Genomic DNA, 24,718 nt, shown 5'->3' on the forward strand with positions numbered 1-24,718 from the left:
TCCGTTCATCTGCGGTGCCATGCCCTGTGGCGGCATTCCGTTCATCTGTGGATTGTAGCCTTGTGGTGGCATTCCATTCATCTGTGGATTGTACATACCCTGTGGTGGCATTCCGTTCATCTGCGGATTATACATACCCTGTGGTGGTGTCTGCTGATACTGATTGCCACTGTTCATGATACGGTGTTCCTGTTCTTCTACTTCTCTGTATTCCTTCTCCAGAGCTGCAATATTCTCTAATCCCTTTGCAGCACTGTCAAACAGATGCTTGATCTCCTCCGGTGCTTCTTCCTTGTTCAGGTTGTAATAATATCTTCCGATCTCTGTATAGATTCTGTCAAGATTGGAATTCTCAGATGAGATCTTGCCTTTTATCTTTGTCTTCTGTGCAGCACACTTTGTGCTGTCAACTGCCTGATTAGCTAATGACTTTGTCTTTTCAAATGCATTCTGAAAAAAATTACCTGCCATTGTCAAATGACCTCCTTATGTTAATCATCAATATATTTGTTCAATGTCTCAACAACATCGTTCAGATTATATGGTTTTGCTATGTAATCATCCAGTTTATTCTCAAGAATACGTTCCTTATCACCAAACATGGCTCTTGCTGTTACTGCGATAATTGGAAGTCTCTTTCTCTTCTCTTTCTGCTCGATCTCACGGATCTCCTGTGTAGCTGCGATACCATCCATAACAGGCATCTGTACATCAAATAACGCTGCATCGTAAATCTTCTGCTTGAAGAGTTCAACTGCTTTCTGACCATTCTCTGCAATATCGTAAGAGAAGCCTGCCATACCAAGTAACTTACCGATTACCTGCTGATTAACCGGTTCATCCTCAGCTACAAGGATTCTTGCCTTGCTGTGTGCATTGATTGAAAATACAGCCGGTTCTTCTTCCTGCTCAATCTCTACTGATGCATCATCCGATGCCTTTACAACCTTCATAGGTACTTCTACGATGAACGTAGAACCAATGTCTTCCTTACTCTGAACCTGAATGTTGCCACCCATCAGTTCAACGATCTGCTTTGTGATTACAAGGCCAAGGCCGGATCCACCATATCTTCTTGTATCAGAAGAATCAACCTGGCTGAAACGGATAAACAGCTTGCTCATGTTAGCCTCTGAAATACCAATACCGGTATCTGCAACTGCCATACGGATCTTAACCTTATTTTCCCCTTCCATATCCATGGATGCGATCTTAACACGTACACTTCCCTCTGACGTAAACTTGATCGCGTTTGATAACAGGCAGTTTAATACCTGCTGAATTCTCTGTCCATCGCCCTTTACCAGCTTTGGAATATTGTTTCCAAATGAACAGTCGAGCTGTAACCCCTTATTATTTGCAAGTGGTACCTGAGCAGCAACCGTCTCCTCGATCGCCTGTTTGATATCAAATGTTTCTTCTTTGATCTTGTACTTTCCTGCTTCCAGCTTACTGATATCAAGGATATCATTGATCAGTCGGAGCAGTGTATCCGCACAGTTCTTTGCTGTTACAAGGTTATCTCTGTAATCTGCCTGAAGATCATCAGCCATCAGTGTAAGCTGGAGCATACCCAGAATACCATTGATAGGTGTACGGATCTCATGGCTCATATTTGCAAGGAACTCAGCCTGTGTCTTATAGGCTGCATTCGCATCAACAATTGCCTTGGACAATTTGTTCTCTGTATCTTTCTGATCTGTGATATCAATAACCACCATGTTAATGTAATCTGCTTCTGACTTATACATTACGGTGTTAAATACCTTCTGAAGAGATTCCATTGTGATCTCAACATCCATCAGATCTCCTTCTTTTGTTCCGGAGTTATTATATGCCGTAAACCAGGCATTGATATCCTGAAGGACCTCGATCTTGCTTTCTTTCAGGTTCTTGCCGGTGTAATCACTGACATCCAGCTTGAAATACTCACCAAAGATCTCGTTTGCATCTACGATCTGATAACTGACACCATTTACAGGATCATCTATGATCTTTGCCTGTGCAAAACCGATTGGCAGGTTCATAAATAACTTTTTATATTTATCTCCCTTTCCGCCACTTCCACTCGTACCGTCACCACAGATGATGAATACTCCTCCAAATGTTACAACTGCAGCAAGTATTCCAACGATCAGAGCACCCACTCCTACACCTGCAACACCTAAGATACCTGCCAGAAGACCAAGTACCGCACCGGCTGCTGCGACCGGTTTCCAACCCAACTCCTTAATTTTCTCCATTGATGCACCTCTATTTCTACTTTTTTGAATCTAATACTTTGACTCCACATGTTATTATATTATAAATGAATGTTAAGGTCAACGAGATGATAAAAAAACCTATAGATTTTTCATAAAATCTATAGGCCTTTTTTGATATTTTTTACTAGATATCACTAATGCACTGATTACACTATCTCCAGGAATCTGGCAGATATAAACAAATTTCAAGGTTCCATATGCCCTGTTTTTTATATATGTTATACATCTGTCAATTCCCGGCTCACAAAAGCGTACGCATTATGGTTATAATGCCTGTTTTTTATTTTGGATCGTTATCAAATACATCCTTCAAGATCTCATCTACATGCTTATAATAATCATCATCTAAAGTCTCCGGTTCTGTCTGCTCCACCGCTTCATCTACTGACAGGCTCCGGTCGTCCGGTTCTGGCAGATCACTTGTTGCATCCGACTCCGTTTCATTTATGCCGGCACTCTGTGTTCTGCGTTTTCTCCTGCCTGATGTTTTCTCCGCGTTCCGGTTCTGAAGCTGTCTTCTTCCACACAGGAAGCCAAACAGCAGCCAGCATGCAAAGGTAAGGATCAGTCCAAGTTTCAGACCAGGTGGAAAATATTTGAATTCGATCACATGATCACCCGCAGCAAGCTTCAATGCAATAAATGCATTTCCAACCTTGTCAATCTCATATTTTTCGCCATCGACATATGCTGTCCATCCGGCATCATATGGGATCGATGTGAACAGCAGTCCCGGATATGAGATCGTAATATAACCCTTCACATATCCATCTTCCATCTTTCCGATAAGAAGCTGCTGGCTCTGCAGGATATCATATGCCTGAAGGAAGGATTCCCAGTTCATATCTGCAACGATCAGCCGGGCAGTTCCTGTATTTGCCTGGGTATCGCGGAAACAATACTCAACCGTTACCTTCTGTCCCTTTACCAGATGTCCGACATGATAGGTCTGATTCTGAAGTCTTTCATAATTCTTCTCTTCATTGTCAATATAGATACGAACCTTGTTGATACCGGAGCAATTCGCCATGATATAAATATCATTCGTCTCATCCGTAATATCAAAGCTCAACTGGAAGTTACAGGTGCTGCTATCGGTACGCTTGTATGAATAATACTCACTCAGATCTCCCTGACGCGTTACCTCACAGTTATCACTGTATGTGGATACCTCCGGATATAATTCAGAGAATACTCCCGGCACACCGGTAGACAGCTTCACAAACTGGTTCAGCGTCTCAAACATATTTCCGATATCGCCATCATAATCCAACAGATCATTATTGACCATATAACCAAGGCTCAATGCATACGGATTCTCGTATAACCGTATACCATCCACCTCATTTACATAATTCACATCAAAATAATTATACTCGCCATCCCTCTGAAGCAGATATTTTATACCAAGCAGGGAATTGGATACTGTATTTCCACCATCAAACAGAAACTCATTTGCTCCTGTGTAATATCCCAGATCATGCATCATATCAACCAGATCTGCAGATACTGTCGAGCCAAACAGACAGACGCTTTTCAGATTATAAAAGGTCGGTTCGTCTACGATCTTTGTATTCATCATCTCTACCCGGTATGGCTTATCCTTGCAGTCCAGATAATCAATTGCATTCCGGATCTCCGATTCCAGACCAAAATACTGACTGATATCTACATAACCATTGCTGTCATATCCCTTAATTCCATTGATCGTTGTCTCAACCAGACAGACAATCAGAAGCACATAGGATATGATCCGTTTCCACATACCCTTCGTCAATGTGAAGCCGACCATGCATACTGCGTATGCTGTTATAAAGATCTCTGTCCATAACAAGGTTTCCTTTTCCAGTGTACACTTCTTTGTCGCCAGGATCAGGAATGCATATCCACAGGCAATTCCAAGCATAACTGACAGGATATCCTTCTTCTGAGCTTCATCAGCACTTCACAGCACATGGCAAGCAGCAGGAAAATGAACAGAAATGAAAAACGATTCGGGATTCCATACTGATCATGGAAGCCATGCCAGATATAATTCAAAAGCTGGTTGTTAAAACTTGCAAATATAACTACAAGTATGATCACATTTTTAACCTTATCCCACAACTTGATCCTACGGTTCAGCAGATATACAAACAGCAGAACAAAACAGATCGTTCCACAGTATATATTCAGCCCGCCGTCAAATTGCTGGTTCTTGATTGGCTTTGTCAGATAAAAAAGCTGTTTGATCTGATCCCAGATGCTTCCATACCATTCTGCTTTCGGAAATACACGATTTGCCGAAGCGGTTGTATTCAGTCCAAGGTACGCCGGGATCAGAAGAAATGCTGCCATTCCGGCCGCCAATAAGGAACAGCCCGCTAAACGGAAACCATCCGTAAAGAATTTCTTTATGCTCTTATGATTGGTCAGCAGGAATTCCATAACGAGGAAAATACAGATCATGAAACAAATATAATAATTACACATCAATCCATAGAACAGGGACAGCACATATAACTTATAATTCCCGGTTTCTGTCATCCGTTCAAAGCCCGCCATAATAAGCGGAAGGATCAGGATGCAATCCATCCACATTAAGTTCCAGGAATAACCGATAATATAATTGCTTAATGCATATGCCGTTGAAAAGATCAGAATCACTGCCTGATATTTCCCCTGTTCCTTACATTTTTCCCGCATATAATAAGCAAATGACATACCGGATAAAATGATCTTGATTCCGATAAACAAGCTCATCACAATATAGATATGCTCCTGCTTGAACAATACCACAAGGAAATTGATCGGGCAGGCAATATAATAGGCAATGATCGACAGCATATTGCTTCCAAGACCGATATCCCAGGTATAAAACAGACTTCCTTCATTTTGAAGCTTATCATAATAATCAGAAAAAAACGGAAGGTACTGATGCAGGCTGTCCACCATGGTCAGACTGTTCCCGCCAAATGGTCCGATCTTTTCTGCTATCCATACTCCCAGCAGGAAACAAGCCGGAAGCAGTCCGGCAAGAAGAATAATATAGTTTTTCTTCATAAACAACCGTATAGACGGCTTTTTTTTCTTAAAGACGAAACATTTGCCAAATACATAATTGATCACAACTACAAAGAACTGAATAATGATCTTGGATAAGAATTCATTACAGCGGAAGGAATCACATAACAGATTCGTTCCAACTACTTCGACCAGCATGGCAAGAAGCCTGGTTCCGACAAAGGATATAAATTCCCGGCTTAAAGTCACGGCATCCTTCTTACTACTCTCCGTAAATACAAAAAACTTATTTGCAAAAAATGCAAACAGGATCGCCAGCGATATCGCTATGACATTCGCTCCGCTTCTGGATAAGCCGGTGAACATCCGCAGAAGATAAAATGAAACAATATTTACAACTGTCGTGGCTACACCCGCTATTACATATCTTACAATCTCTTTTTTTAATAACTTCTTTATTGTGTCCATAACTATAACTCTCTTATATCAGTGCAGCCGAACAGATACCCCTGCCGGCTGCATGTTCATGTGTGTGTATTCTTTTTTATTTTGTATTACCCAGACCTGACAGCAGATAGATCAATGGAGAATTCCAGTAGATTGTTATCTCATTACAGGAAAATGACTGTGCATTGTCTGCATAGCGGCTCTCCGGTGCTTTGCCCAGAAGAACAGCCTTCGCATATGGATCTTCCAGATTACTGTCTGCTCCGCCAACTAACATACCCGGCATTGCTACATCTAATACCTGAGATGGTCTGTGGTGTGGATGAAGCGGAGTTCTTGTACCAAAGCCTGTTACATAACAATAGCCGACTGCATTCCTTCCAAGCAGGTAATCTCTCTGATAGGAAGCATATTTTACATAGTCTGCATCTGGCTTCAGCTTGTTTGCCATCAGAAGTAACATTCCCTTATTTGCAATGTTCATATTACTTCCCCATGCAAATGTCTTAGTTGGTGATACCCATACGCCAAAACCATTGTCTTTGATCTGTTCTACCGTCTTATCTACTTCATTGAAGAACAGTTCGTTTGCCTTAGCTGAACCGCCGTCATACTTAATATAATCGTACAGGGCATAATATCCGACATCTGCCCATCCAAGTCCGTAGTTTACAATATCGTCGCCCTCAATGATCGCATCGGCTGCTTTCTTATAGGAATCATCTCCGGTTGCTGCATACAATTCTACTGCTGCCCAGATTGCTTCATCACGGAAAATGGTATCCGGATATTCACCGGTTACAATATCATCCGGATTGGAGAATCCGTGCGCATCCATGTTGCCACTCAGATATTCGTATGCTTTCTTTGATGCTTCCAGACATTTTGCTGCAAAATCTGCATCGTATTCTTTATATAGAACAGACGCCTTTGCCATAACAGCTGTAAAATCTCCGGTGGCTGTATTTGAGATCGGACATGCGATCAACTGTGCTGTTTCTTTCTCCGGCATAACCGTCTCAGGAAATACATCACAGGTTACCTTGTGATATACACCACCATTGTCATCCTGCATTTTAAGCATCCAGTCCAGTTCATATCTTGCTTCATCTAAGATATCCGGAACACCGTTTCCGCTTTCCGGAATACCAATATCATCTGCCTTGTATTCATTATCCTCGTATGTCATAAACAGATCCTGTACCGTCTTGGCACCGGATACAACATAACGGCCATAATCTCCGGCATCATGCCAGCCGCCTGTCACATCGATCTTCTTATCAGTCCCGTATACAACCGCTTCTCCTGTATGGCAGGCAGGATGTGCAAATTCGCCTGCAATGCTGCTGTCAAGTTCTACTCCACAACGCTGGTTATACAGCATCAGTACAACATCCTTATACAGGTCACCATAGATATCATCACCGATCTTGAACTCTGCGGATTCTTCTCCATCATCTGTCTTGATCTTATAGGTTCCTGCATCCTTTACGGATGAGAAATCTGCCTGCTTGCAGAACATCTCTGATGGTGGATCGTAGGTAGCTTCTTCCGGCAGATCTGCTGAATATACGGACTTGTTTGATGTTACATCTATTACTTCAAATGACTTTGCATTTTTTTCGATCACAGTAGCAACCTTGGAATCGCCGGTCAGATAACCAACCTGGTTCACATTGATAGCCATAGGATCCGGTGTTGCTTCTACCTGCTGTGCGCCGGAAGCATCAACTGCCTCTAATAAGATATTATCAAAATAAATATTATGCTCTGCTTCGTCTCCGGTCATACCTTCCTGCTTTCCCATATTAAAGCAAAGACGAGGTGCAGGATCGGAATCCTCTTCCATCGTAAACTGTGCTGTAATGTGCTGCGTCTCCGGTCCGATCGTGATCACATCACTGGTATATGCATGATAATCTCCGCCATTGATCTGTAATCTCCATTCGATCGTACGCTCAATGTCGCATCTTACATCAAAGGAATATTCATAAACGCATCCCTGATACAGACGAAAGCCATCGTAATAGATCTGGTTTGCATAATCCGCACTTCCTGTCTTTTTGATGTTGATGTGAAGCTCTCCATCCTCATTGGTCATTTCTTCATTTCCACCATTCGTATAGGTGTGGAAACCATCCGTATCCTTATCATCAAAATTGATATTGATGACTTTATCACCATCTGAAACACCCAGTGCCTCTGTTGTTGGCTCCTCTGTTTCCTCTTCGGTTGCCTTCTCCGTTGTCGTTTCTTCTTCCTCAGTGGACTCGGCTTCCGTCGTAACCTCTGTCGTCTCAGCGGTCGTTCCATCTGCATCTTTCTTTGTACCACTGCAGCCTGCAAGCAGTGACATGGTCATCGCCGCAGTCAGACAAAGAACAGCAACTTTTTTCATTTTTCTCATGTTTTATTATCCCTCCATATTTTCTTTATGTACGATACCTTCTCAACTGTACATATATTTATAACACGTCGCCTCCCGGCTCCATATGTCTTTCACTTTTATACCATAACAATTAGCCAGCTCTTACTGCTCCGGATATCGCACGACATCCTGATACCGCATATGTCCGCCAAAGATATCAAGTGCGCTTCCGATTGTAAAATCAACCCGGTTTCTGCCAAGCAGCTTCAGTTTATCCAGATCCTCAAAGGACGCGATCCCGCCTGCATAGGTCACAGGGATCCTGCCCCAGTTTCCAAGCAGCTCGGCAATATGTGTCTCGATTCCGGACGCCTTACCTTCCACATCCACCGCATGGATCAAATATTCATCGCAGTAACCGGCAAGCATATCCAGTGTTCCTTCCGTCATTTTTACCTTTGTGAACTTCTGCCAGCGATCTGTCACAATATAATAACCATCCTCGCATCGTCTGCAGCTCAGATCCAGTACCAGATGATTCTTGCCAACTGCCCGTCGGATGGCTTCCAGATTGTCATAGTTGATCTCTCCATTTTTAAATACATACGATGTAACAATCACATGGGATGCCCCCATGTCAAGAAACCGTCCGGCATTTTCCGCATTGATACCGCCACCGATCTGCAAGCCTCCCGGATATTCCGTAAGTGCCAGCTCTGCCTGATAGCAATCCTCCTCATAATACTCGCTTCCCGCCGGATTCAACAGGATAATATGTCCACCCTGTATACCCGCATCCTTATACATCCGGGCAAATGCTGCGCCATCGTACTCAGATACAAAATTCTCTTTTGCAGCATTTCCTTCATCCTGAAGGCTGCTGCCAACGATCTGTTTCACTTTTCCATTATGTATATCGATGCATGGACGAAATTTCATATTTTCTCCCAGGCAATATGCCTTTTTTCATTTTTATATCGTTACAATGTCTGCAAATACAAAGTGTCCGCAGACATTGTTTATTCTAACACAGAACCTTCTATAATCCAAGTGTCATATAAAAACCTGCGGCAGTTGTCCATCTCATGCAGACTCAGATCATGACTCATAACTTACACAAATAGAAAAGGCCGATGCAAGCTCATCGACCTTCTCCTATACATATCACTCCGACATAGACCTGTTCCACGCCAGCCTCCTGTAATGCTTCCGTACATGCCTGCACTGTCGCACCTGTCGTATAAATATCATCTATTAATAAGACCGTCTTCCATTCCGCCGGAAGTGCCCGGACCTCTAATGCCTGTTTTATATTATTTGCACGTTCAAGCGGTGATAATTCCTTCTGTGGTGTCGTATCCGACACACGGAGCAGATGTCCGTTATCTACCGGAATATCCAGTCTCCGTCCTACCACATCTGCCAACAGCTCCGCCTGATTATATCCCCGTTTCCGTAATTTACTTCTGTGAACCGGTACGGGCAAAATGATCTGCAGCCGTTCTGCAAGTCCCGCTTTCCGGATCCGTTCTGCAACAAGACTTCCATAATATTCCACATATTCCCGTTTATTGTGATATTTGATCGCGAGCACACTGGATGCGACCGGTTCCACATACCGGAAGACCGGATATGCCCGTTCAAAGCTCCGGGTATGCGTCCTGCAGTCTGCACAGTATTCCAACTCCTCGTCATCCAGACTTTTTCCACATTTCATACATGTGGGTTCTGTCACATATGGCAGCAACTCATGTTTTCCGCAGATTCCTTTTGCACCATACGGCATAACCTCATCACAGATCGGGCATCGTCTTGGAAATACCAGATCTATCATTGCCCGGTTCCATTTGTTCTGTATCTGCATATATAGCCCCCTTTATTGCTTTTCCTGTTATATCATGTGCTTCGCACATTCAATGCATTCGGAAATTATCCCTCTCCTGATTTATGCCAGTTCTACCAGTCGTTCTGCAAATGTCGTATACCGCTTCTGTTCGTCGATATTATCAATCATCGTCTTAACCAGACCTATATTGCCTACGATCACAACACCCTTTCTTGCCCTTGTAACTGCCGTATAGAGCAGATTCCTGTTCAGCAGCTTTGCCGGACCTGTAAGAAGCGGAATCACCACGACCGGATACTCACTTCCCTGTGATTTGTGTATTGTGATAGCATATGCATGTTCCAGTTCATCAAGCTGGGAGTAAAGGTAATCTACCAGTCTTCCATCATCATATTCGACAACAATCTTCTGATCAAACTCATCAATCTCTTTTACAAAACCGACATCCCCATTGAATACACCTACCCCCTCTTCCTTCACGAAGCGTCCTTTTGCATCCATGATCTTCCATTCCAGCTTGTAATTGTTCTTGATCTGCATGACCTTGTCGCCCTTACGGAATACAACGTCATTTTTCTCTTTCTCCGGTATGCTTCTGTTCGGTGGGTTCAGGATCTCCTGCAGCCGTTTATTCAGATTCTCAACACCCAGCTCATACTTCCGCATCGGAGTAAGCACCTGAATGTTCATCGGATCGACCTGGAAGAACCCAGGCAGACTGTCTAAGATCAGATGTTTCAATTCTGCGATAATATCCTGTGATCCCTGTCTTGGTATGTAGAAGAAATCCCGGCTTTTATTATTGATCGCAAGCTGTTTTCCCGCATTGATCAGATGGGCGTTCGTGATAATGTCACTGTTCTCGCCCTGTCGGAATATCTTATCCAACACTGTTACGGAAAATACTTCCGAACGAATGATGTCCTTTAATACATTTCCCGGTCCGACAGATGGAAGCTGGTTGGAATCCCCTACCAGCACCAGTCTGGTTCCCGGCATGATCGCCTGCAGTAAACTGTAAAACAGGCTGCTGTCTACCATCGACATCTCATCTATGATAATTACATCCGCTTCTAACGGATTGTTTGAATTTCTTGCAAATGTATAGGTGGAACTGTTTCCTTCTTCATCAATCCCGCCACCGGACAGTTCCAGAAGCCGGTGGATCGTCTGTGCCGTATATCCGGTTGCCTCGGTGATCCTCTTTGCCGCGCGTCCGGTCGGTGCTGCAAGCAACAGTTCCAGATTCAATTTCTCAAACATCTTGATCATGGCATTGATCGTTGTTGTTTTACCCGTACCCGGTCCACCTGTGATCACTGCCACGCCGTTATTGACTGCATTCTTGATCGCAAGTTTCTGCTTTTCTTCCAGTGTAATCTTCTCTACTTCCTCGATCTGTGCAAGCATCTTATCCAGTGGACGATCCTCTGATGTGAAATCCAGATCGATATCTGACAATATTCTTGCTGAATTCAGCTCAATATAATAATTTGCCGCAGCATAGACCGCAATTACAGCTCCGTCAAGCTCCTTTACGATCGCCTTGCCTGCCATCTGAAGCTCTATAATCTGGCTTCCGATCTCATTTTCCAGTTCTTCATTATATGGCACATTGTCATCCACCAGAAGTGAATACGTCTTTGCCACCAGCATCTGCTTCGGAAGATACATATGCCCAAGCTGGCTCGCATTTAACAATGTATATAACAATGCTGCCTGATACGAAAATCCGAATCACTGCTGATCCCCATTCGTTCAGCGATCTCATCCGCCGTCTTAAAACCGACACCACTGATATCCTCAGCGATCTTATATGGATTTGACCGGATGATTTTATACATCTCCTGACCGTATTCATTGAAGATCTTCACTGCCAGATTGATCGATATTCCATATCCGGTCAGAAAAATGATCGCATCCTGCATCTCTTTCTTTTCATTATAAGAGACTGCGATCTCTCTTGCTTTCCGCTCCGAGATACCCTTGACCTCTGCCAGTCGTTCCGGCTCTTCTTCAATGATACGCAGAGAATCCATCTTAAATTTCTTTACGATACGTTTTGCAAGTGCCTCACCGACACCTTTAATGATACCAGAACCCAGATATCGTTCTACACTTACCATATCGTCCGGCATCTTGATTTCATAGGATGTAAATTTGAATTGGAGATCATACTGGGGATGATTGACATATTCCCCTTCTGCAGATATGTAGATTCCTTCACTGATACCGTGAAGGGTTCCGACAAAAATGTCTTCGCCGTCTTCACCTTCTACAGTGAAAACGGCGTAGCCATTGTCGTCATTTTTATAGATAACTTTTTCAACATAACCTTCTTTTATCACAACAAGTCTCCTGCGTTACTCTGTCTTACTGTTGAGTAATTCGATATATTTTCCTGTTCCGATAGCAACTGCACGAAGTGGATCTTCTGCAGTCATGGTTGTAATTCCTGTCTTTTCTTCCAGAAGCTCTTCCAGTCCATGGAGCAATGCTCCACCACCGGTCAATACGATACCTCTGTCTGCAATGTCTGCTGCCAGCTCAGGAGGTGTCCGTTCCAGAACGGAATGAACGGCTTCACAGATCTGGGATGCAGGCTCACGCAGCGCTTCTTCTGTCTCATCTGATGTTACTGTTACTGTCTTTGGAAGTCCGGTTACCAGATTCCTGCCACGGATATCCAGTGTGATGTTCTCTGGTCTTCTGAAACAGGTTCCGATCTTGATCTTAATCTCCTCTGCGGTTCTCTCACCGATCAGAAGATTGTGCTTCTTTCTCATAAAACGCACGATTGCTTCATCAAAATCATCTCCGGCAACCTTAATGGAAGCACTTACAACCGGGCCGCCAAGGGAAATAACGGCAATATCTGAAGTTCCGCCACCGATATCGACGATCATATTACCACATGGTCTGTAGATATCAATTCCTGCGCCGATTGCTGCTGCCACCGGTTCTTCTATAATCGATACATCTCTTGCACCTGCTGCATAAGTTGCATCTTCTACTGCTTTCTTCTCCACCTCCGTTACCTGCGAAGGCACACATACACTGATACGTGGACGTCTTCCAAAGTAACTTCTTCCCACTGCTTTCTGGACAAAATACTTTAACATCTTTTCTGTTATTGTGTAGTCTGATATAACACCCTGACGAAGTGGGCGGATCGCTACGATATTTCCCGGTGTTCTTCCAAGCATCAGTCTGGCTTCTTCACCGATCGCTACTATTTTATTTGTATCTCTGTCATAGGCAACTACGGACGGCTCTTTTAATACAACGCCCTTGCCTTTTACATATACCAATATACTGGCGGTACCTAAATCTATACCGATATCTGAACTTGCCATGATTGGTCCCCTTTCTGGTTACTGTTAATCCTGTACATCCCTTAATATTACAAGAGATGCCTTTCTTCCGTCAAGCCATTTCATGCTGACTTCGGATAAATCCATGATCTTATCGAACTGTCTGATATAACTTCTCCAGCTCACTTCTTTCCGTTCGGTCAGAAATGGCTTCTGCACCGTTGATACACCTTTAAATGTATCATTCAGATCACGGATCAGTGTCTTACTATCTTTTCCTGTAAAATCATATCCAAGCATATCGTTTAACGGCTGATTGGAGAACAATACCTCTCCGGTCTCTTCATCACGGATAAAGATGCCGATCTTGATATGGTTATATGTATCTACCAGAAGCTTATTTACCATTCGAATGTTGCCATCACCCTCTATTCTGGCAAGGATACCCTGAATGACGTTTCGAATATCCTCGAAAATTCAATATCATCCTCTGACCATATCTTATCTGTATGATTGTTCGCCATAACAATACAACCGCTGATGATATTATTGATCTCTATGCTGAGTGCGACAAAACTCGTTACACCGATCTGCTCCATATTGCTCTGGAAGTTCTTAAAGTTATGGTTCTTATCTGCTACAATGCAGTCGTAAGAACGTTCCTTGCTGTGTGCAAAGAATTTCTTGCCCCGCTGCCATTCTTCCACATATTCTTCTGCAGACATGTTCTTTTCTCTTGACCAGATATGACTGCACATATACTCTTGATCTTCGTTCAGGGAATAGATCGCCATAACATCGATTCCCAGATAATCACTGGTTCTTTCCAAAATATTGCTGATTGTCTTATTATCATCACTGTCCATGGAACTGAGTGCTTCTGTCAGAATCTTCTGTCTCTGGATCTTCTCTTCTAACAACATCTCAACAGATTTGCTCCGTTCTGCTTCTTTGGACAGGACCTTGTCATTATATGCATATTCTGAGAAGATATTGCACATATTCCACTGGATCTTATAGACCTTCTTCATCTTTGTAACATCTGCTGTATCATATCCGCACAGGATCCAGGTTGCAATGTGTTTCTCTCCAATCTTAATCGGGGCTCCGCAGATAATACTTCCATCTATACCGTCATCCATCTCCATAATGACCGGAACATTGTTCTGAAGGATCACCTCATTTAACTTCACAATGATACTCTTATACTGAGGTTTTTCAAAAAGATCATAAAAGCTTCCCATATGCAGAGACGGTCCTGCCGGTTCTACAAGCTGATCTCCCGCCGGAGATACAACCGTTGAATATAGCCCGCTTAAGCTTGCAAATGCTTTTACAATACTGTTCCATTTGTCTTTATCGATACTCTCGCTCGTATATTCATTCTCATCTACAGTCGTGTTCATAATGTAAGAAAGCTTGTCTTCATACTCTTTCTTAGCCTCCTCTACACTGTTCTGCAGCTTCTTGTTTTCTGTAATATCTGTTATAAAGAACTCAATCGTATAAGAAGAATCCCCTGCCTGTGTGATACTGTTCTGGGAACGAACCCATCTGACATTTCCATAATCATCTACGATACGATACTCGTCCTCATAATCGGATCCACCACTCTTTAACACATTCTTCGCATTCTGAATAACTCTTGCGCGATCCTGTGGATGAATATAGTCTTCTGTCAGTTTATTTCCCGCCATAAGTGCATCCACATTCATTCCAAGTAATCTGGCATTCGGTGTAATGTATTTCAATGTGCTGTGTCCTCTGCTAATGGATTTTACCATCACAAGACTCTTGATCTTGTTCATAACAGATAATATATATTCACCTTTTTCCCCATCATAGGAATGCTTTTTTTCTTTTACAAATAATAATTCAATGCCATCAGCACATCCATCCGGCGACTTTACGATGTGACAGTTCAGCATCATAGTAGTGATTGCACTCTCTGCCGATACAAAACGTACCTTCATCTCAAAATCCGTATGTCCTGTATTCTCCGCCTTATAGAGATTCCCGATCAGAATATCATAGTCATTCTTAACTATAATATCGCGAATCCCTACTGCTCCACTGTAAAAGTCACCTTCTTTATATCCGAATTCCGTTATATTCTTTGTTACATAACGAGTCTGCCATCTGCTGTCCGGCTTGTAGAGATACAGTGCCAGAATGCCCGCATGGTTAATGATACGTTCCAGACTCATACTTCCGATTGCTACATCGGAGCGCAGTTCAAACAGTACCATATATGCCTTTTTCCCGTTATATTCAAACTGATTGACAAATCCACTTACAACCAGTCTTTTTTTCTTATTTATATTCAGCAGAAGCCGATGCCAGATAATCGTTTTCTTCTCATTTAAAATTGGCCAGAACTCATCACTGGACATAAACTTATCCGGCTCCATCGTGATCGAATCGATCTGGTTGCCGACCAGTTTTACTGCCGCATTATTGATACTTAAAACTTCTCCATCCTCGCAGAATACAACTGCGGGATATTCAATATGGCTCAGAAAATCTGAATAATTGCTGATTTTGCCTATCTCCAAATGTATCCCTCTTTTCTCTTATGTAACCCCATAGACACATAAAACTTTTCCATGTCAGCCATAGAAAAGTTTCATGTATGCTAAATATCGCTGTTAATATTATTCCTCTGTTTTGTCGTCTTCCGTTCCGGCAGCTTCTTTATCATCCTCGGATGACACCATTGAAGTTGCTTCACTCTTCAGACCTGTAAATGCCTTATCTGCAATATCCTTTGTTACACAACATGCATCTACAACACCATCTAAGGCAGCCAGAAGTTCTCCCATATATTTGCTGACTGCATCACATTCCTTCTTTACATTCTTTCTGAGAACGTATGCTTCGCTGGTCGCTTTGTTTGTAATAGCTTCTGCTTCCTTCTGTGCATTTTCCTTCTGGGTTCTGCACTCATAATCTGTCTTTGCACTTAAAGCTTCTGCAGCTTCATGTGCTTTATTTCTTGTACGCTCGCTGTCGTTGTAAGCCTGTTCCTTCAGACTTGCGCAAGTTGCTTCCGTCTCATCATACATCTGCTTACACTTTGCATTTGTCTCTGTCTCAAGTGCATTGCAACGATCGGTTGTATCCTTCTCCATTGCTTCACACTTTGCAGTCATCTCTGCATGCTGTGCCTCACACTCTTTATTCGTCTGGGCGATCAGCGCATCTGCGCTCTCTCTTGCCTCTAAGAGTGTTCTTGAAATGGATTCATATCTTCCTGCGGATTCGAATTCCTTCTGCTTATAAGCGTTTACCTGCTCCTTCAGAGATTCAATCTCGCTTTCATATTCTGCATTCTTTGCTTTTAAGCCATCAATTGTCTTATTTGACTCTGTCAGATTTACTTCTCTCATAGTCTTAAGGCTTAATACGGCTTCGCTGAGCTTGTTTACATTTGCCTTTAACTCATTGACTTCCTTTTCATGATCAGCCTTTAACTCTTCAATATAATAATCAACTGAATTCTTATCATATCCACCAAATGTTACTGTCTTAAATGATGCTTCTGTCTTTACTTCTTCCTCATCAAAATTATTGTCTTTTGCCACGATGATCCCTCCAAAATAATCTATTATTTAAGCATCTTCCTGTCGTCAGGGCGATCATTGCGCCTGCCATCGTCGTCTATTTCTGTGTGTTATACTTATGCATTCCAGTACAGATGCTCATTTTCTGTAAGCACTAATTGAAATGATTATAACACACCCTTATAGTTTTGCACAATTATTTTTTCTTAATTTAGTTACAAAGCACATATTTTGTGCTATATTGGACAAGGAAATCAAACCGAACTGTTAGGAGGAATTTTTATTACTATGAAACACACAAGAAAATGCCTGACCACTGCATTTATGATCCTGATCTGTCTTTTTGCTTTTACCGGCTGTGGTCAGAAAAAAGTTACCGCATACCAATCGTATGTAAAAAATCTTCTCGATGTTAATTATAAAGGTGATTACACCAATTATGTGAAACAGAATAAAGGAAATGAAACCGATGCACTTGCACTGTATCAGGACTGCCTTTCCAATCTCGCAAACCAATTGATCACACATTATAATCTGAATACCAACCAGTCTGTTGAAGTAAACCAGACTTTTACCACTGTTGCTGCCGCTATTTACAATGATGCACGATATGAAGTATCGGAAAGCTATAAAGAAAACGGGGACTACTATGTGGATGTAACCATATATCCACTGGCAATCCTTGACCAGTCCTACGATGAAATTATTGCTTATATTGAAGCCTTTAATAAAGACGTAGACGACGGTGTCTATAATGACGTTAAGAAAGAGGAATATGATAAAAAGTTTGCAAACGGTATTGCATCGATCCTTTCTTCTCATACCGAAAAACCACAGTACAAGGATCCTGTAGTCATCAAGGCACTTATCAACGATGACGGTGAATACTACAGCATCTCATCCGACAGTCTGAAGGAGATCGACCAGGCAATGATCGCCACTGAGACCGCTGACGCTACGGAAGCCGACACTTCCAAGGAATAAACGGGCGAAAGACAACAGCACCAATTTTTCATCTAAAAAAAGAACAATACCCTTTCACTACGCAGAACACTCTCGTTCTATTTCTCACGTAGCGGTACTAAACTCCCACCTAACGGTGGTTCGTTAAGGACCGACGTTCGTAACTGAGACCTTAGCGAGGCTCGCCGAGGTTAGTTCGAAGTTATACAGAGTAAAAAGGTCTGCTACATGAAAGATATTGTTCTTTTTTCTATCTATACATACTACACGCTGTTGTCTTTCTGCCTATTGATAAAATACTTACAGAATAGTTATATGAAAAGGCTTCGTCTGTCAGAAACAGGACGAAGCCTTTTGGTTTATTTCTCGCGGAATGTGAATTCCTCGTTTGCAAGTTTGAATTTGCTGCCATCGATCAGCATCATGTCTGTACCGCTGTTGATGATCTTGCCACCAAGATAGGTGTGGTTGGTTGATTTGTTATCACGCAGATAATAAACACCATTGACGTTGATGATATATGCATGACGACGGCTGACAGAATTGTTGTCTGTTACCTGATAATCAACACCCTGTGCAGACTTACCGATACAGAAGATCGGTTTGTCGATCTTAATCCGCTCACCGGTTCTGGTTCTTACGATAACAGGACCCGGTTTGCTCTTGGATGCATTCGTCAAAACAGTCGTTGATGTAATGTCTGAATCATCATCAAATCCGATATCATTACCGGAATAATCCTTAACTTCCTTTGCCAGTTTAAAACTTGGAATTGATACAACGGTTGTCTGTAATGGAACTTCCGTATCTTCTATTGCCTCTGCTTTCTGCGGTCTGACAATGAAATGCTGCTCATCCTCCGGATGAACATTGTTGTCGTTCTTCATATCTGTGATCATCTTGTAGAACTCTGACAGATAGAAAGATGGATTATGATCAAAGAATTTGATCAGTTCATATCCACAGTCTGAAGCTTTCTTATTCGCAAAGTCAAGCTTGTTTACCAGATCTCTGACAAACTTCTCCATATTGCATTTTTCCATCGGTTTATCGATTGGAAGGAATACAAGCTGAACACTCATATCTTCCAGATTCAGATACATGTATCCAATATTCAGGATAACCTTACCGAGTGGCATATCATTCGCCTTCAGGTACATCAACTGGTCAGCTATGCTGAACATAATATCCACCAGTTCGTCCCTGTGAATCTTCTTTGTAATAAACTGATTCATCGTAATCATGGCCGGAATCGAATATGTAAGCGCTCTCTGTCCGTCAATATACTCTTCATGGCAAAAGCTGTTGTTTCCTACAAATGATGTATTGTACAGCTCGACTTCATTATGAAGGATCTGGACATCATCTTCAATCTTAAAATATAATTTGTACTCATCGCACAAATATGTCTTCTCTGTGCTCATAATAACACCCTCCGCAATTATTCTCCAGCCACTCAAGTCCCATTTACTCTACAGTAACAGACTTGGCAAGATTACGCGGTTTATCTACATCCAGCCCTTTTGCATCTGATGTATAATATGCGATCAACTGCAAAATAACAGCCGCTGCAAATACAGTAAATAAACTATCCTGCTTAGGTATTCTTATATGCTTATCACATATCTGGGTGTCAGTAACTTCGTCACCCATACTAATTAGAATAACATATGCTCCCCTGGCTTTTACTTCCCTTATATTTGAAACCATCTTCTCGTATACAGCCGGCTGTGTCGCTAACGCGATAACCGGTACATTCTCTGTGATCAGAGCGATCGTACCATGTTTTAATTCACCTGCTGCGTAAGCCTCCGCATGAACATAGGATATCTCCTTCAACTTCAGAGCCCCCTCCAGTGAAAGAGTATAATCCATTCCCCTTCCGATAAAGAATGCATCCGGAGCCATCTTTATATAATTAGCAACAGTCTTGACTTCATCTGCCTGAAGCAGGGTTTCTTCTATTACCGGAATTGTTCCCAACAGTTTGCTGATAAATTCCTTTGCCTGCTCTTCTGAATAAATTCCTTTTACAAGTCCAAGCCTGCAGCCGATTAAATACATTGCCGCCATCTGAACCGAATATGCCTTTGTACTTGCAACTGCAATCTCCGGTCCGGCATGTGTATATAACACATAATCACTTTCTCTTGCGATCGTAGACCCTTTTACATTTACGATCGAAATAACCTTGGAACCACATCTTTTTGCCAGACGCATTGCTTCCAATGTGTCAATTGTCTCTCCCGACTGGGAAGTTACGATAACCAATGTCTTCTCATTGATCAGTGGTTCTTTATAACGGAATTCTGATGCGATCTCCACATTTACCGGTATACGAAGCTCTGATTCGATCATTGCTTTTCCTACGATTCCGGCATGCATAGCAGTTCCGCATGCAATGACTGTGATATTTTCACAATTTTTAAATACTTCATCATCAATCCCGTCTTCTGTAAAATCAGGGAGTGAATTCACAATTCTTGGTGTGATCGTATTTCTCAGGGATTCCGGCTGCTCATAAATCTCTTTTAACATGAAATGTGGAAATCCACCTTTCTGAGCGGCTGTAATATCCCATGTAATCTCTAACATCTGTGGTTTTACTTCATTGCCTTTCAGATCCTCAACCCGGATTCCTTCCTGTGTCATTGTAAGGATATGATATTCCGGCACAACAAAATAATCTTTTGAGAATGAAATGATCGCTGTCAGGTCTGACGCAATGATAGATCCTTCTTCGCTGTGTGCTGCTACCATCGGGCTGACATTTCTTACTGCATATATGATTCCAGGTCTGTCTGCAAACATAATGCAAAGCGCAAATGAACCCGCAATTATCTTAACCGCCTTCCGAATCGCTGCGATCGGATCACCATCATACAAAGTATCCAGCAGGGCTGCCACAACTTCAGAATCTGTTTCTGATACAAGCTTATCTGCCAGTCCATACTCTCTTATGATGTCACTGTAATTCTCAATGATACCATTGTGGATAAGAGCAACATTTCCACATCTGTGCGGATGCGCATTCGCATCTGTAACTCCACCATGTGTTGCCCATCTTGTATGTCCGATACCGCAAGTCGATGAATAATCTCCATCCTTACACAGTTCCCTGAGTTCGCTGACTCTTCCTGCCTTCTTCCGGATCGTTAATGTATCATCGTCATTTAAAAGTGCAATACCCGCACTGTCATAGCCTCTGTACTCTAACCGCTCCAGTCCATCGATCAGGATATCCTTCGCCGGCTTTCTGCCTGTAAAACCTATGATTCCACACATATATTCAATTATCTCCTTTCGGCTTATGATGCATATTTCTTTTTCTGTTCGTATATCTGTCTTTATCGTCCGCCAGATATTTTACTGCATCATCAAATTATCCGGTCATGCTGCTTTGTTTTGGAATCTCTTCCATATTTGGCATGCATGTGCGCATCCGGACTCTGCGTAGAGGCATCCGCCGAATTTTCGATAACCTCTATCCTCGTCACCCTTTTCGTCGTTGATCCAAAGGGACATGGCGCTAAGATTTCTAAATCTTTCAAAATCTGCTTTCCTCCATACTATAAGCAGACATTAAAATTTTATCATAGACCACCCAATAAATCAACGACTTCATATCTGTAGGGCTGCGTTTTCTATTAATTAGCTGATGAATGAACCACCTGGCAGATTCTTCTCGGTTGTAAGAAGGGACAGATTGCCCTCTGCATCCTCTGCACACAGCAGCATACCTTCTGATACAACTCCTGCAAGCTTGCATGGCTTCAGGTTTACGATCGCAACAACGCGCTTTCCAACCATTTCTTCCGGTGAATAGGAGCCTTTAATTCCCGATACGATCTGTTTCACATTGTTCTCACCGAATTTAACCTGAGAACATAAAAGTTTTCTGGAATTCTGTACTTCCTCACATGCAATGATCTCGCCGATCATCAACTGCATCTTCTCAAATTCTTCGATCGTGATCTGCTGTTTATTCAGAACAGACGGATCATTGTTAAGTGCAGCGACCTTAGCTTCTGCCTGTTTCATTTTCTTCTTTTCTTCGGAATTCTCTTTTTCTTCCTTCTGCTTCTTTGCTTTCTCGTAGATAGTTTCTTCTACCGGAGGTGCAAACTTGGCAACTTCTGCCATAACTTCCTTTACGTCCAGTCTTGCGAACAGGATCTCAGGAGTTTCTGTTACCTTGTTTCCGGATGGATAAAGTCCGAATCTTCCAAGCTCTGTTACCTTTCTCTTTGCAGCATTTAACTGGTTTAGGATCTTAACAGAGGTATCCGGCATATATGGCTCCAGAAGGGACGCACCGATCACGATGCTCTCAACCAGATTATATAATACGGTATTCAGACGATCCTGCTTTGTTTCATCTTTTGCAAGTGCCCAAGGCATGGTCTCGTCGATATATTTGTTGCATCTCTTGAATAAGGTGAAGATCTCTGAGATTGCATCTGCAACCTTTAACTTATCCATGCATTCTGCGACCTTGATACGGCAGTTTAATACGACATTCTTCAGATCTTCATCTACTTCTTCTATTACTCCGGTATTCGTAACTACGCCGCCAAAGTATTTGTTTGACATAGAGATCGTACGATTTACCAGATTTCCAAGTGTGTTTGCAAGCTCGGAATTGATTCTTTCTACAACCAGCTCCCATGAAATGATTCCGTCATTCTCAAACGGCATCTCATGCAGAACGAAGAAACGGACTGCATCCACACCAAACAGGCGGACCATATCATCTGCATACATTACATTTCCCTTGGACTTACTCATCTTACCGTCATTCTGGATCAGCCATGGATGTCCGAAGATCTGCTTTGGAAGCGGTACTCCAAGCGCCATCAGCATGATCGGCCAGTAGATCGTATGGAATCTTAAGATATCTTTTCCGATCAGATGTAAGTCAGCAGGCCAGTATTTTTTATATAATTCATCGTTATTACCGTCTACATCGTATCCAAGACCTGTAATATAGTTTGATAATGCATCGATCCATACATAGATAACATGCTTGTCATCAAAATCAACCGGGATACCCCATTTAAAGGATGTTCTGGATACGCACAGATCCTGAAGTCCCGGCTTGATGAAGTTATTGATCATCTCGTTCTTTCTGGACTCCGGCTGAATAAAATCAGGATTCTGCTCAATGTGCTTCATCAGTCTGTCCTGATATTTGCTGAGTTTGAAGAAATATGCTTCCTCTTTTGCTTCCTGTACCGGTCTTCCGCAGTCCGGACATTTGCCGTCTACAAGCTGTGAATCTGTAAAGAAGGATTCACATGGAGTACAATATTTTCCTACATATTCTCCCTTATATATGTCACCCTGATCGTACAGCTTCTTAAAAATCTTCTGAACCTGTCTCTCATGGTCTGCATCTGTTGTTCTGATAAATTTGTCGTAAGATGTGTTCATCAGATCCCAGATATTCTTAATCTCGCCTGAAATCTCGTCAACGAATTCCTTTGGAGTCTGCATGTTCTCAAAAGCCTTATTCTCGATCTTCTGACCATGTTCATCGGTTCCGGTCTGGAATCTTACATCATATCCTGCGAATCTCTTGTACCTTGCAATGCTGTCAGCCAACACAATCTCGTAGGTGTTGCCTATATGAGGTTTACCTGATGCATATGCAATGGCGGTTGTAATATAATACGGTTTTTTTGCCATTTCAAAAACCCTCCTTGATAAAACTACAAACACGAATGAAATGTCTGCGCTATTTTTTCTGGCAATCTTATGTGCTCAGATAACAAAAATTATATGCCTTTTTTGTGCAAATTGTCAACAGATTCCATTTGTTTTTATACAGTTTTTGCAACCTTCATCTCTAAATAAAATTATGTCTTTTTTTTCGGATTTCTTTTATGCTATAGTATGTCCGAACAGTGCGATCATGTAATACCGCACGACACATCTGTGGATCTGCCGTCATCTGTTACTGTTTAAAATTATACTTTTATTATTGAGGTTATTCTGTCATGAAAAATTTTTTAACGAAAACACCTGTTGTTATCACACTTGCACTCATCTGCTGTGCCTTATGGGGAAGCGCCTTTCCCTGCATCAAGATCGGCTACCGGATGTTTTCAATCGGCGGAAATGATACCGCATCCCAGATTCTGTTCGCCGGCATCCGTTTTCTGCTCGCCGGACTTATGGTTATCCTTATCTGCAGCTTCATATATAAAAAGCCTTTGATCCCACATAACAGGACAACGGTCAAACGTATCTTTATCCTGTCATTGTTCCAGACTATCCTGCAATACGTCTTCTTTTACATCGGTTTGGCAAATACGACCGGAAGCAAGGCAGCGATCATTGAAGCGACAAACGTCTTTCTGGCGATTCTTGTATCGGGTCTGTTATTTAAAATGGAAAAGGTTACATCCAAAAAGATGCTTGGATGTCTGATTGGATTTATCGGAGTTGTTATCATCAATCTGGGAAATGGTGTAGACGCGCATTTCTCTCTCACCGGAGAAGGCTTCATCCTGTTATCAACAGTGGCTTATGCTTTCTCTTCAGTTATCATCAAATATTTTTCCGATAAGGAGAATCCGGTTCTGCTCAGCGGCTGGCAGTTCTTTGTCGGCGGCTTCGTGATGATCCTTTGCGGACTTGCCGGAGGCGGACATATCGCAGGAGACTCCGCTCCTGCTGTCCTGCTTCTGCTCTATATGGCGTTCATCTCGGCCTGCGCCTATACATTATGGAGTCTGCTGTTAGCGCACAACCCGGTATCCCGGATCGCCGTCTACGGCTTCTCGAATCCGGTCTTTGGCGTACTGTTATCAGCTCTGCTTCTGCATGAAACATCTGCCTTAAACATCCGCTGTCTGGTCGCACTTGTTCTTGTCTGTGCCGGCATCATCCTTGCAAATAAAGAAAAAGCCGTATAAAAATACCATCTTTCATTCAACAAAACCTTA

16 protein-coding genes and 1 pseudogene are annotated in these 24,718 nt (G+C 42.3%); 2 read left to right on the forward strand and 15 right to left on the reverse strand.

Annotated elements, in window-relative coordinates; genetic code table 11:
* The 12 genes and pseudogenes from DW959_RS12455 to DW959_RS12505 all read right to left on the reverse strand — a co-directional run.
* Positions 1-471: hypothetical protein (locus DW959_RS12455; protein ID WP_118500713.1), on the reverse strand; the 471-nt coding region annotated here is incomplete at its 3' end.
* A gap of 20 nt (positions 472-491) precedes the next feature.
* Complete coding sequence (locus DW959_RS12460; protein WP_117808567.1) at positions 492-2,243, reverse strand: ATP-binding protein; 1,752 nt, start codon at positions 2,241-2,243, stop codon at positions 492-494.
* Positions 2,244-2,544: 301 nt separating this feature from the next.
* Positions 2,545-5,735: pseudogene (locus DW959_RS14730) on the reverse strand (GtrA family protein).
* Positions 5,736-5,811: 76 nt separating this feature from the next.
* Entirely contained in the window at positions 5,812-8,121 is a 2,310-nt protein-coding gene (locus DW959_RS12475) for a glycoside hydrolase family 9 protein (protein ID WP_117808565.1), read from the reverse strand.
* Between the two features lie 123 nt (positions 8,122-8,244).
* Entirely contained in the window at positions 8,245-9,021 is a 777-nt protein-coding gene (gene hisA, locus DW959_RS12480; protein WP_117808564.1) for a phosphoribosylformimino-5-aminoimidazole carboxamide ribotide isomerase, read from the reverse strand.
* Between the two features lie 202 nt (positions 9,022-9,223).
* On the reverse strand, positions 9,224-9,946 hold the full coding sequence (locus DW959_RS12485; RefSeq protein ID WP_117808563.1) for a ComF family protein: 723 nt from the start codon (positions 9,944-9,946) through the stop codon (positions 9,224-9,226).
* Between the two features lie 81 nt (positions 9,947-10,027).
* Positions 10,028-11,641, reverse strand: coding sequence for an AAA family ATPase (locus tag DW959_RS12490; protein WP_347475359.1), 1,614 nt, complete (start codon positions 11,639-11,641; stop codon positions 10,028-10,030).
* Positions 11,623-12,276, reverse strand: coding sequence for a helix-hairpin-helix domain-containing protein (locus DW959_RS15155; RefSeq protein WP_347475360.1), 654 nt, complete (start codon positions 12,274-12,276; stop codon positions 11,623-11,625). The genes DW959_RS12490 and DW959_RS15155 overlap by 19 nt, the downstream gene beginning before the upstream one ends.
* Positions 12,277-12,291: 15 nt before the next feature.
* Positions 12,292-13,284, reverse strand: coding sequence for a rod shape-determining protein MreB (mreB, locus tag DW959_RS12495; RefSeq protein WP_021944010.1), 993 nt, complete (start codon positions 13,282-13,284; stop codon positions 12,292-12,294).
* Positions 13,285-13,308: 24 nt separating this feature from the next.
* Complete coding sequence (locus DW959_RS14735) at positions 13,309-13,650, reverse strand: PAS domain-containing protein (protein ID WP_243023404.1); 342 nt, start codon at positions 13,648-13,650, stop codon at positions 13,309-13,311.
* Between the two features lie 20 nt (positions 13,651-13,670).
* Entirely contained in the window at positions 13,671-15,797 is a 2,127-nt protein-coding gene (locus DW959_RS12500; protein ID WP_243023405.1) for a PAS domain-containing protein, read from the reverse strand.
* Positions 15,798-15,896: 99 nt separating this feature from the next.
* Entirely contained in the window at positions 15,897-16,826 is a 930-nt protein-coding gene (locus tag DW959_RS12505; RefSeq protein ID WP_021944012.1) for a hypothetical protein, read from the reverse strand.
* 267 nt (positions 16,827-17,093) lie between these two features.
* Between DW959_RS12505 and DW959_RS12510 the strand changes: the two genes are divergently transcribed.
* On the forward strand, positions 17,094-17,789 hold the full coding sequence (locus DW959_RS12510) for a hypothetical protein (protein ID WP_117808561.1): 696 nt from the start codon (positions 17,094-17,096) through the stop codon (positions 17,787-17,789).
* Positions 17,790-18,127: 338 nt separating this feature from the next.
* Here DW959_RS12510 and DW959_RS12515 read toward each other — a convergent pair whose 3' ends face one another.
* From DW959_RS12515 to metG, 3 genes are all read right to left on the reverse strand, one after another.
* A complete protein-coding gene (locus tag DW959_RS12515; RefSeq protein ID WP_173784002.1) occupies positions 18,128-19,192 on the reverse strand; it encodes a DUF6382 domain-containing protein in 1,065 nt (354 codons plus the stop codon).
* Positions 19,193-19,235: 43 nt separating this feature from the next.
* Positions 19,236-21,053, reverse strand: coding sequence for a glutamine--fructose-6-phosphate transaminase (isomerizing) (gene glmS, locus DW959_RS12520; protein WP_021944015.1), 1,818 nt, complete (start codon positions 21,051-21,053; stop codon positions 19,236-19,238).
* Between the two features lie 366 nt (positions 21,054-21,419).
* Positions 21,420-23,456: a methionine--tRNA ligase gene (metG, locus tag DW959_RS12525; RefSeq protein WP_117808559.1), complete on the reverse strand. Its 2,037-nt coding sequence runs from the start codon at positions 23,454-23,456 to the stop codon at positions 21,420-21,422.
* Positions 23,457-23,767: 311 nt separating this feature from the next.
* On the opposite strand from metG, the gene DW959_RS12530 reads away from it, so the two are divergent.
* Positions 23,768-24,688: a DMT family transporter gene (locus DW959_RS12530; RefSeq protein WP_117808558.1), complete on the forward strand. Its 921-nt coding sequence runs from the start codon at positions 23,768-23,770 to the stop codon at positions 24,686-24,688.
* Positions 24,689-24,718: the final 30 nt, after the last annotated feature.

It is taken from the genome of Clostridium sp. AM46-21, assembly GCF_003480025.1.
GTDB classification, from domain to species: Bacteria; Bacillota; Clostridia; order Lachnospirales; family Lachnospiraceae; genus Coprococcus; species Coprococcus ammoniilyticus.

Bases quoted from the DNA above. Each gene is read 5' to 3' on its own strand.
- DW959_RS12460 (WP_117808567.1), bottom strand. From the start codon at position 2,243: ATGGAGAAAATTAAGGAGTTGGGTTGGAAACCGGTCGCAGCAGCCGGT.
- DW959_RS12475 (WP_117808565.1), bottom strand. From the start codon at position 8,121: ATGAGAAAAATGAAAAAAGTTGCTGTTCTTTGTCTGACTGCGGCGATG.
- hisA (WP_117808564.1), bottom strand. From the start codon at position 9,021: ATGAAATTTCGTCCATGCATCGATATACATAATGGAAAAGTGAAACAG.
- DW959_RS12485 (WP_117808563.1), bottom strand. From the start codon at position 9,946: ATGCAGATACAGAACAAATGGAACCGGGCAATGATAGATCTGGTATTT.
- mreB (WP_021944010.1), bottom strand. From the start codon at position 13,284: ATGGCAAGTTCAGATATCGGTATAGATTTAGGTACCGCCAGTATATTG.
- DW959_RS14735 (WP_243023404.1), bottom strand. From the start codon at position 13,650: ATGGTAAATAAGCTTCTGGTAGATACATATAACCATATCAAGATCGGC.
- DW959_RS12510 (WP_117808561.1), top strand. From the start codon at position 17,094: ATGAAACACACAAGAAAATGCCTGACCACTGCATTTATGATCCTGATC.
- DW959_RS12515 (WP_173784002.1), bottom strand. From the start codon at position 19,192: ATGAGCACAGAGAAGACATATTTGTGCGATGAGTACAAATTATATTTT.
- glmS (WP_021944015.1), bottom strand. From the start codon at position 21,053: ATGTGTGGAATCATAGGTTTTACAGGCAGAAAGCCGGCGAAGGATATC.
- metG (WP_117808559.1), bottom strand. From the start codon at position 23,456: ATGGCAAAAAAACCGTATTATATTACAACCGCCATTGCATATGCATCA.
- DW959_RS12530 (WP_117808558.1), top strand. From the start codon at position 23,768: ATGAAAAATTTTTTAACGAAAACACCTGTTGTTATCACACTTGCACTC.